This is a genomic window from Nocardia ignorata NBRC 108230, assembly GCF_001612905.1.
GTDB classification, from domain to species: Bacteria; Actinomycetota; Actinomycetes; order Mycobacteriales; family Mycobacteriaceae; genus Nocardia; species Nocardia ignorata.
On sequence record NZ_BDBI01000053.1, the window covers coordinates 1 to 8883 of the forward strand.

8 protein-coding genes are annotated in these 8883 nt (G+C 68.0%); 1 reads left to right on the plus strand and 7 read right to left on the minus strand.

The window, feature by feature from the left end:
- The 7 genes from NI2_RS31705 to NI2_RS31735 form a co-directional block, all read right to left on the minus strand.
- Positions 1 to 1497: acetate--CoA ligase (locus tag NI2_RS31705; RefSeq protein WP_067498776.1), on the minus strand; the 1497-nt coding region annotated here is incomplete at its 3' end.
- 76 nt (positions 1498 to 1573) lie between these two features.
- Positions 1574 to 3208 (minus strand): monocarboxylic acid transporter, encoded by a 1635-nt coding sequence (locus NI2_RS31710; RefSeq protein ID WP_067498778.1) that lies wholly within the window; start codon positions 3206 to 3208, stop codon positions 1574 to 1576.
- Complete coding sequence (locus NI2_RS31715; RefSeq protein WP_067498780.1) at positions 3205 to 3561, minus strand: DUF485 domain-containing protein; 357 nt, start codon at positions 3559 to 3561, stop codon at positions 3205 to 3207. Before NI2_RS31715 ends, NI2_RS31710 begins: the two co-directional genes overlap by 4 nt.
- A gap of 136 nt (positions 3562 to 3697) precedes the next feature.
- Positions 3698 to 5443: a sodium/solute symporter gene (locus NI2_RS31720; RefSeq protein ID WP_067498782.1), complete on the minus strand. Its 1746-nt coding sequence runs from the start codon at positions 5441 to 5443 to the stop codon at positions 3698 to 3700.
- Positions 5444 to 5809, minus strand: a complete 366-nt coding sequence (locus tag NI2_RS31725; RefSeq protein WP_067498784.1) for a hypothetical protein — start codon at positions 5807 to 5809, stop codon at positions 5444 to 5446.
- Positions 5806 to 6600 (minus strand): LytR/AlgR family response regulator transcription factor, encoded by a 795-nt coding sequence (locus NI2_RS31730; RefSeq protein WP_067498786.1) that lies wholly within the window; start codon positions 6598 to 6600, stop codon positions 5806 to 5808. Before NI2_RS31730 ends, NI2_RS31725 begins: the two co-directional genes overlap by 4 nt.
- A 167-nt stretch (positions 6601 to 6767) precedes the next feature.
- Positions 6768 to 7946: a sensor histidine kinase gene (locus tag NI2_RS31735; protein ID WP_067498788.1), complete on the minus strand. Its 1179-nt coding sequence runs from the start codon at positions 7944 to 7946 to the stop codon at positions 6768 to 6770.
- Between the two features lie 299 nt (positions 7947 to 8245).
- Here NI2_RS31735 and NI2_RS31740 point away from each other — a divergent pair.
- Positions 8246 to 8883, plus strand: a 638-nt coding sequence (locus NI2_RS31740) for a PHP domain-containing protein (protein WP_371852028.1), incomplete at its 3' end; no start/stop codon positions are given.

An 8883-nucleotide genomic window follows, 5' to 3' on the forward strand; every position in this document is an offset into this window, starting at 1 on the left:
ACCCGCGAAGTACCAGCCTTCGGAAGCGAAACGCTGCCAATAGGTTTCGCGGTAGCGGTCCATGTCGTTCCAGATGCCGCGCAGCATGGACGGCCACGGCTTGTCCAATACGAGCAGGCCCGACGCGTCGGCGCCCAGCGGTGCTCCGTCGTCGTCGACGACCTTCGCCGAAATGCCGGGCAGCGCACGCATGGCCGCGCCGGGCTTGGCATGGGTGACGCCGGGCAGCGGCGAGATCATGATGGCGCCGGTCTCGGTCTGCCACCAGGTGTCCACGATGGGGGTCTTGTCGGCGCCGAACACTTCCCGGTACCAGCGCCACGCTTCTGGGTTGATCGGCTCGCCGACCGAACCCAGCAGTCGCAGCGACGACAGATCGTGAGCGTCGGGAATCTCGCGGCCCCACTTCATGAATGTGCGGATCAGCGTGGGAGCGGTGTAGTAGATGGTGACGCCGTACTTTTCGATGATCTCGAAGTGGCGGTGCTCGTTCGGGGAGTTCGGGGTGCCTTCGTAGACGACCTGGGTGGCGCGGTTGGCCAGCGGTCCGTAGACGATGTAGCTGTGGCCGGTGACCCATCCGATGTCGGCGGTGCACCAGTAGACATCTTGTCCCGCTTTGTGATCGAAGACGTTGTGGTGGGTGTAGGCGGTCTGGGTGAGGTATCCGCCGCTGGTGTGCAGGATGCCCTTCGGCTTCCCGGTGGTCCCGGAGGTGTAGAGGATGAACAACGGATGCTCGGCGGGAAATGCCTGCGCCTCGTGCGACGGCGAAGCGGTGGAAACCGTTTCGTCCCACCACAGATCACGAACCTCGGTCCACGGCACATCCAACCCGGTCCGCCGCACCACCAGCACATGCTCGACGCTGGTCGGATCGTCACCGAGCGCCTCGTCCACGGCGTACTTCAGCGGCGCGGGCTTACCCCGCCGCCACTGCCCGTCGGTCGTCACGATCAGCCGCGCCTGCGCGTCGTCGACCCGCTGACGCAGCGCGCTCGGCGAGAACCCGGCGAACACCACCGAATGCGTCAGCCCCAGCCGCGCGCACGCCAGCATCGCCACGATCGCCTCGGGCACCATCGGCATATAGATGGCGACCCGGTCACCGGCAACGAGCCCGAGCGCGCTGAAAGTGTTGGCCGCCCGGCACACTTCGTCGAGCAGCTCCTGGTAGGTGATCGCGCGCGAATCGCCCGGCTCGCCCTCCCACAGGACGGCGACCTGGTCGCCGTGCCCGTCGAGCACATGCCGGTCGAGGCAGTTGTAGGCCACGTTCAGCTCGCCGTCGGCGAACCAGCGCGCCACGGGCGCGTCGGACCAGTCAAGCACCTGGGTGAACGGCGTGTGCCAGTGCAGCCGGCGCGCCTGTTCGGCCCAGAAGCCGTCGCGGTCGGCGTCGGCCCGCTCGTAGAGGTCGGCGGTCGCGTTCGCCTGGGCGGCGAACTCCGCACTCGGTCCGAAGCTGGTCGCGGGATTGGTCACTGCGCCGGTCACAACAATTCTCCTTCGAAACACTCAGGGGTACAGCCCGTTCCGGTGGGGCGAACCACCGGAACGGGCGTGGGGGACATCAGTGCGAGATCGCCTTCTCCGCACCGACGCCGGTCAGGGCACGTACTTCCATCTCCGCGGCCTTGCCGAGGTCGACCTGCTCGCCGCGCCCACCCAGGTAGGTACCGACCACACCGAGCACGAACGCCAGCGGGATGGACACGATGCCCGGGTTGGACAGCGGGAACCAGTGGAAATCGGTCCCGGTGATCATCGAGGTCTTGGTGCCCGACACGGCGGGCGAGAACACGATGAGCACGATGGTCGAGATCAAGCCGCCGTACATCGACCACAGTGCACCGGTGGTGTTGAAGCGCTTCCAGAACAGCGAGTACAGGATGGTCGGCAGGTTCGCCGCGGCCGCAACCGCGAAGGCCAGCGCCACCAGGAACGCGATGTTCTGGCCGTTGGCCAGGATGCCGAGCCCGATCGCGAGCACACCGATCACCACGGCGGTGATCCGCGAGACCCGCACCTGCTTGCGTTCGTCGACTTTTCCCTTCTTGATCACGCTGGCGTAGATGTCGTGCGCGAACGACGCCGACGCGGTGATCGTCAGACCGGCGACTACCGCGAGGATGGTCGCGAACGCCACCGCCGAGATCACCCCGAGCAGGATCACCCCGCCCAGCTCGAAGGCCAGCAGCGGTGCCGCCGCGTTCTGCCCACCCGCCGCGGCCAGGATCTTGTCCGGGCCGACGATGGCCGCCGCGCCGTACCCGAGCACCAGGGTGAACAGGTAGAAGGCGCCGATCAGACCGATCGCCCACACCACCGAACGCCGAGCCTCTTTCGCGGTCGGCACGGTGTAGAAGCGCATCAGGACGTGCGGCAGACCGGCGGTGCCGAGCACGAGTGCCAGACCCAGCGACAGGAAGTTCAGTTTCGACATCTCGCTGCCGCCGTACTGGGCGCCGGGGGCGAGCACATCGCGGCTCGCGACGGCCTTGCTGGCCGACTCGCTCACCGATTCCTGTGCGGCACCGAGGATGTCGGACAGGTTGAACCCGAACTTGGCGAACACCATCACCGTCATCAGCGCGGCACCGGCGATCAGCAGGACCGCCTTGATGATCTGCACCCAGGTGGTGCCTTTCATCCCGCCGACGAGCACATACACGATCATCAGCACACCGACGATCGCGATGACCACCGATTGCCCCGCACGCGAGGAGATGTCGAGCAGCAAGGCGACCAGACCGCCCGCACCCGCCATCTGCGCGAGCAGGTAGAACAGCGACACCGTGAGCGTGGTCAGCGCGGCCGCGGTGCGAACCGGGCCTTCCTTCAACCGGAAGCTGAGCACGTCGGCCATCGTGAATTTGCCGGTATTGCGCAGCATTTCGGCCACCAGCAGCAGCGCGACCAACCAGGCGACGAGGAACCCGATCGAGTACAGGAACCCGTCGTAGCCGTAGACGGCGATGGCGCCGGCGATACCGAGGAAGCTGGCCGCCGACAGATAGTCACCGGCGATGGCGATGCCGTTCTGCGGTCCGGAGAACCCACGACCACCGGTGAAATAGTCCGCGGCACTGGCGTTGTTGCGGCTGGCCCGGATCACCACGATCATGGTGACCACCACGAACAGCCCGAAGATAGCGATATTGGCGACGGGGTTACCCACCGTCGTATCCGCGGCGAGAATGCTCATGCGCGGTCCCCTTCGAGTTCTTCCCGGATGGCCGCGGCCCGCGGATCCAGCTCACGGTTGGCGAACCGGACATACGCGCCGGTGATGACGAAGGTCGTGACGAACTGCGCGAGGCCGAGCAATAGTCCGACGTTGATATTGCCGAAGACCGGTGTGGCCATGAAGTCGTGCGCGTACGCGCCGAGCACCACATAGGTCAGGTACCACACCAGGAACAGTGCGGTCATCGGGAAGACGAAGCGGCGCAGCCGGTTCCGCAGATCCTGGAACTGCGGGCTCGCCTGCACGGCGAGGAATTCGTCGGCACTCGGCGGGCGCCGGTCGGGCGCTTCTTCGGTGTCGGTTTCGGTCATGCCGGGGTCCTAGCGTGAAGGGGGACGTGCTCTGTGATGACGGTAAGACGCACGGCGCTGTGTGGTGTGGGTCACTCGGTGAAGGTGCTCACCTGTGCGGTGAACGGTCGTCGGCGTGCGATGAACGGTCGGGCGGTCAGCGGTCGACCGGGTTGCGATCCGCGCCCATCCCGAGCCGTTCCGGTGCGTGCATACGCAGGAAGATGCCCGCGACGACCCGCCCATCGGGCCGCTTGCCGAGCAGGCTCACCACGATGGTCACCGCGAAGGCCAGCGGCACGCTCACCGCGCCCGGATAGTCGACGATCGCCGTCGCCCAGCCGTTCGCCACGTGCGTTGGTACGCCGCCGAGCACCGCGAGAACGGTCGCCCCGCCCGCGGTGACAGCGCCGACGAGCATCCCGCAGGCCGCGCCGGTGGCGGTGAGCCCACGCCACCAGATGCCGAGCACGAGCAGCGGGCACAGGGTCGAGGCGGCCACCGAGAACGCGAGCGCGACCGTGCGCGACAGGTCGAGCGAGGCGACGGTGAGCGCGAGGGTGAGCGGAACGAGCCCGGCCACCAGCGCCGCCGCCCGGAAGTCGCGGATCCGGCCGCGCAGCACGTCGGTGCTGAGCACCCCGGCCAGGCTCACCAGCAATCCCGACGACGTGGACAGGAACGCCGCGATCGCGCCGGCCGCCGCCAGCGCGGTGAGCATCTGCCCGCCGAGCCCGCCGAGGACGGCACCGGGCAACAGCACGACCGCCGCGTCGGAGGCCCCGGTGATGAGCAGTTGCGGCACGTACAGCCGGGCGAAGACCCCGAGCAGGATCGGGAACAGATAGAACAGGCCGACCAGGCCGATCACGGTCAGCGCCGTGCGCCGCGCCGACGGTCCGTCCCGGTTCGTATAGAAGCGGACGAGCACGTGCGGTAGCCCCATGGTGCCGAGGAAGGTCGCGACGATCAGCGAGAACACCTGGTACCGAGGATGATTCCCGCCGAAGCCGCCGCCGGGTTCGACCCAGCCGGTGCCGTCGGACGGCGCGCCTGCGACGACCGGTACCGCCGAACCAGGCGCCAGGAGCAGTTCGGTGCCTTCGGTGAGGGTGTGGTCGCCCGGTGTCAGCGTCACCTGGCCTGCGGTGTCCTGCCCGTCGAGGGTGCCGTGCACGGTGACCACCTGGGAAACATCAAGGTGCACAACCACATCAGTGGTGATGTCGACCGTGGTGAGCCGGTCGACCGTCGGCGGGGCCGGGGTGCCGAGCGGGCGTTCGTCGGCGAGGAAGTGCAGCCCGAGGACAAGGGCGGGAATCGCGACGGCGGTCAGTTTCAGCCAGTACTGGAAGGCCTGCACCAGCGTCACCGAGCGCATCCCGCCGCCGATCACATTGGCGAGCACGATGGTGCCGACCGCGACCGCGCCCACCCAGGCGGGCACCCCGAGCAGCAGGTGCAGGGTCAGGCCCGCGCCCTGGAACTGGGGGATGAGGTACACCGCGCACACCACGACGACCACCCCGGCGGCCATCCGCCGCAGCCGGATCGAGCCGAGCCGGAACTCGGCGAAGTCGGGGACGGTGTAGGCACCGGAGCGGCGAAGGGGAGCGGCGACGAACATCAGCAGACCCAGGTAGCCCGCCGTGAACCCCACCGGGTACCAGAGTGCGTCGGCGCCGTACTTGGCGATCAGGCCAGCGACGCCGAGAAAGGACGCGGCGGAGAGGTACTCGCCCGAGATCGCGGCCGCGTTCCAGCGTGAACCGACCGTGCGGGAGGCGACAAGGAAGTCCGACGTCGTGCGCGACAGGCGGACCCCGTACAGGCCGATTCCGATCGTGGCCAGCGCTGCCAGCAGCAGCGCCGCTACGGTGAGCATCGGAATACCCGAGCTCATTCAGTCCTCGGCCAGTTCGAGGAAGTCGTCCTCATTGCGTTCCGCCAGCCGGACATAGACCCGGCCCACCGCGTACAGCAGCGGAAAGGCGAGCAGACCGAGGATCAACCACGGCAGACGGATACCGAGGACGGTCACCGAGGCGACGGCGTCGATACCGAACAGCAGCGGAAGGGCGCCGAATCCGGCGACGACCACGAAACCGAGGCGAAGGGCGAGCCCGAGCTGGGCGCGGATCAGCCCGCCGATCAGCGCCGCCCCGAGATCGGTTTGCTCCACCACCTCGGTACGAGTGCGCACCTGGCGGGCGCCGCGCCGCTGCGCGAGCACCACCCGCTCGCGCTGAGGCCGTTGCGGACCGGTCATCGCTGCGACCAGTTCTGCCGTGGCCCGTGCACGAGCCGCTGCTTGAGTTCACGCACCTGGCGCCTGCTCACCGGCAACTCCACCGCGCCGGACGCGCCTTCCGCGCGCAAGCACACAACCGTGCCGCTTCCCGTGCTGCGCAACCCGGTGACCAGCCGCAACGCCACCAGGTACGACCGGTGCACCCGCAGGAAACCCGCACCCTCCCACCGTGATTCGAGGGCGGTGAGCGGGATGCGCACCAGGTGCGACCCGGTCCTGGTGTGCAGACGCGCGTAGTCGCCGTCGGCCTCCACCCAGGCCACATCGGCCCGGTGCACCAGCGTGGTGACCCCACCGAGCTCCACCGGAATCACCTCGCTCGGATGCGCCTGCTCCGGCGGCGAAGCCGGCACTGTCGCCCTGGCCGCCGCGATCCGCCGCACCGCCTCGGCCAGCCGCGCCGCCCGCAACGGTTTGAGCAGGTAATCGACCGCCCCCAGATCGAACGCGGCCACCGCGTGATCGTCGTGCGCGGTCACGAACACCACCGCGGGTGGTTCCGCGAACTCCGACAGAATCCCCGCCAGCTCCATCCCCGTCAGCCCCGGCATGTCGATATCGAGAAACACCGCATCGACCGGATGCGCCCGCAACACCCGCAAAGCCCCCGTCGCCTCGGACGCCCCGTGCACTTCCCCCACCCCGACCTGCTCGTTGAGCAGATACACCAACTCATCGAGCGCGGGCTTCTCGTCATCGACAGCCAGCACCCGCAGAGCAGCCGCAGTGTCATCAGTGTTCCAGGTCACAGCCCGCTCATCGTAGCGGCTGAGTTTCAGACACCGACCACATACCGCCGCGCCTGCGTGATTCGCGCGGGTTACCGCAGCGGGATGTTGCTTCGTCGCGTTGCCGCTCGATGAGCCACCGGCCGACCATCTGGACGCGCGATTGCCGATGACCCGGCTGCGACGAGTCAGGCGCGGATTCCGGGGCGGAACTTGGGGACTCGCATGCTGACCTTCGTGCCTGCTCCCGGTGCGGTTTCGACGACCAGTCCGTAGTCGTTGCCGAAGGCGGCGCGGAGACGGTCGTCGACGTTGGACAGGCCTACGTGGGCGGCTTCGCCGGTGCGGGTGGGGCCGGAGGTGTCGACGGCGTCGAGGGCGCCGGAGCGCAGCAGGTCGGGGTCCATGCCGATGCCGTCGTCCTCGACGCTGATGAGGCAGTCGGTGCCCTCGTCGCTGGCGACGATGCTCAACTGGCCGCCGTGCCTGCCGCCGCCGAGCCCGTGCCGCACCGCGTTCTCGACCAGCGGTTGCAGGGCGAGGAACGGCAGCACCACGCCGAGCACCTCCGGGGCGATCCGTAACCGCACGTCGAGTGCGTCACCGAAACGCGCCTGCTCCAATGCCAGATACCGTTCGATATTGCGCAATTCGTCGGCGAGTACGGTGAATTCACCCGCCGCCCGGAACGAGTACCTGGTGAAGTCGGCGAATTCGAGGATCAGTTCGCGCGCCCGGTCGGGATCGGTGCGCACGAACGAGGCGATCGTATTGAGCGCGTTGTAGATGAAATGCGGACTGATCTGGGCGCGCAACGCCCGCACCTCCGCCCGGTCGACCCGGGCCCGCGAGGCGTCCAGTTCCGCCAATTCCAGCTGCCCACAGGCATACCGCGCCACCTCGGCCGCCGCACCGAGCATCCCCGGCCCCGGCTTACCGGTGATCACCATCCCGAGCGCACCGACCGCCGCCCCCACATCGATCAGCAACGGCTGTGCGATCAACGTGTGCTCGTCACCGTCGACCAGCACCGGCCGCTCCGAAGCGATGGCCCGCCGCGCCGCATCGGCGAACGACTCGAGCATCCCCGTATGCGGCCCGTCCCACGCCAACAGCACCCCCTCCGCGTCCGCGACCCCCAGCCCCTCGGCCGCCGCCAACGTCCGCAGATGCGGCGCCGCCGCCCGCGCCGACTCCTCGGTCAACCCCCGCCGCAACGGCACCGCCGCCAACGACGCCGTATGCAACGCCTGATGCACCGCCCGCTGCGCCGGAGTCGTCACCACCCGCTGCGTCCGCCGCCAGATCAGCAACACGACCAACGCCATCACCGCCACCACCGCGACAGCGACCACGAAGGTGGTCATCGATCGATCCGCTCAGCCCGCACGCTCCGATTATGACCGTGACCGCACGCCGTCGACGTCTCCGCCGCCGGGATCCGATCGGCGGAAAACGGACACCGCCGAGGACGCGCCGGTGACCTTGACCACGACACGCCGGACCATTGCCAGGCGGCGGCGGGCCGCCCGTGTGGCACGGGAAAACTTGTCGTACCCACATGCCTAGAATGCCAAGGCCAACCCCCGTCGACACCATGGGAGGAAGGACCGTCTTGGCTTCGTCCGGATCGTTCGTTCACCTGCACAACCACACCGAGTACTCCATGCTCGACGGTGCGGCGAAGATTTCGCCGTTGTTCGCGGAGGCGGAGCGGTTGGGGATGACCGCGGTCGGGATGACCGACCACGGCAACATGTACGGCGCTTCGGAGTTCTACAACTCCGCGAAGAAGGCGGGCATCAAGCCGATCATCGGTATCGAGGCCTACATCGCGCCCGGTTCGCGGTTCGACACCAAGCGTGTGCTGTGGGGTGATCCGTCGCAGAAGAGCGACGACGTCTCCGGTTCCGGTGCCTACACCCATATGACGATGGTCGCCGAGAACGCGACCGGTCTGCGCAACCTGTTCAAGCTGTCGAGTCTTGCCTCCATCGAAGGCCAGCTCGGTAAATGGGCGCGGATGGACGAGGAGATCATCGCCCAGCACGCCGAGGGCATCATCGCCACCACCGGTTGCCCCTCCGGCGAGGTGCAGACCCGCCTTCGCCTCGGGCATGAGCGCGAAGCCCTCGAGGCGGCGGCGAAGTGGCAGGAGATCTTCGGTAAGGAGAACTTCTTCCTCGAGGTGATGGACCACGGTCTGTCGATCGAGCGCCGTGTGCGAGAGGGCCTGCTCATGGTGAGCAAGCAGCTCGATATCCCGCCGCTGGCCACCAACGACTGCCATTACGTCACCAAGGA

Bases quoted from the DNA above. Each gene is read 5' to 3' on its own strand.
- NI2_RS31710 (WP_067498778.1), bottom strand. From the start codon at position 3,208: ATGAGCATTCTCGCCGCGGATACGACGGTGGGTAACCCCGTCGCCAAT.
- NI2_RS31715 (WP_067498780.1), bottom strand. From the start codon at position 3,561: ATGACCGAAACCGACACCGAAGAAGCGCCCGACCGGCGCCCGCCGAGT.
- NI2_RS31720 (WP_067498782.1), bottom strand. From the start codon at position 5,443: ATGAGCTCGGGTATTCCGATGCTCACCGTAGCGGCGCTGCTGCTGGCA.
- NI2_RS31725 (WP_067498784.1), bottom strand. From the start codon at position 5,809: ATGACCGGTCCGCAACGGCCTCAGCGCGAGCGGGTGGTGCTCGCGCAG.
- NI2_RS31735 (WP_067498788.1), bottom strand. From the start codon at position 7,946: ATGACCACCTTCGTGGTCGCTGTCGCGGTGGTGGCGGTGATGGCGTTG.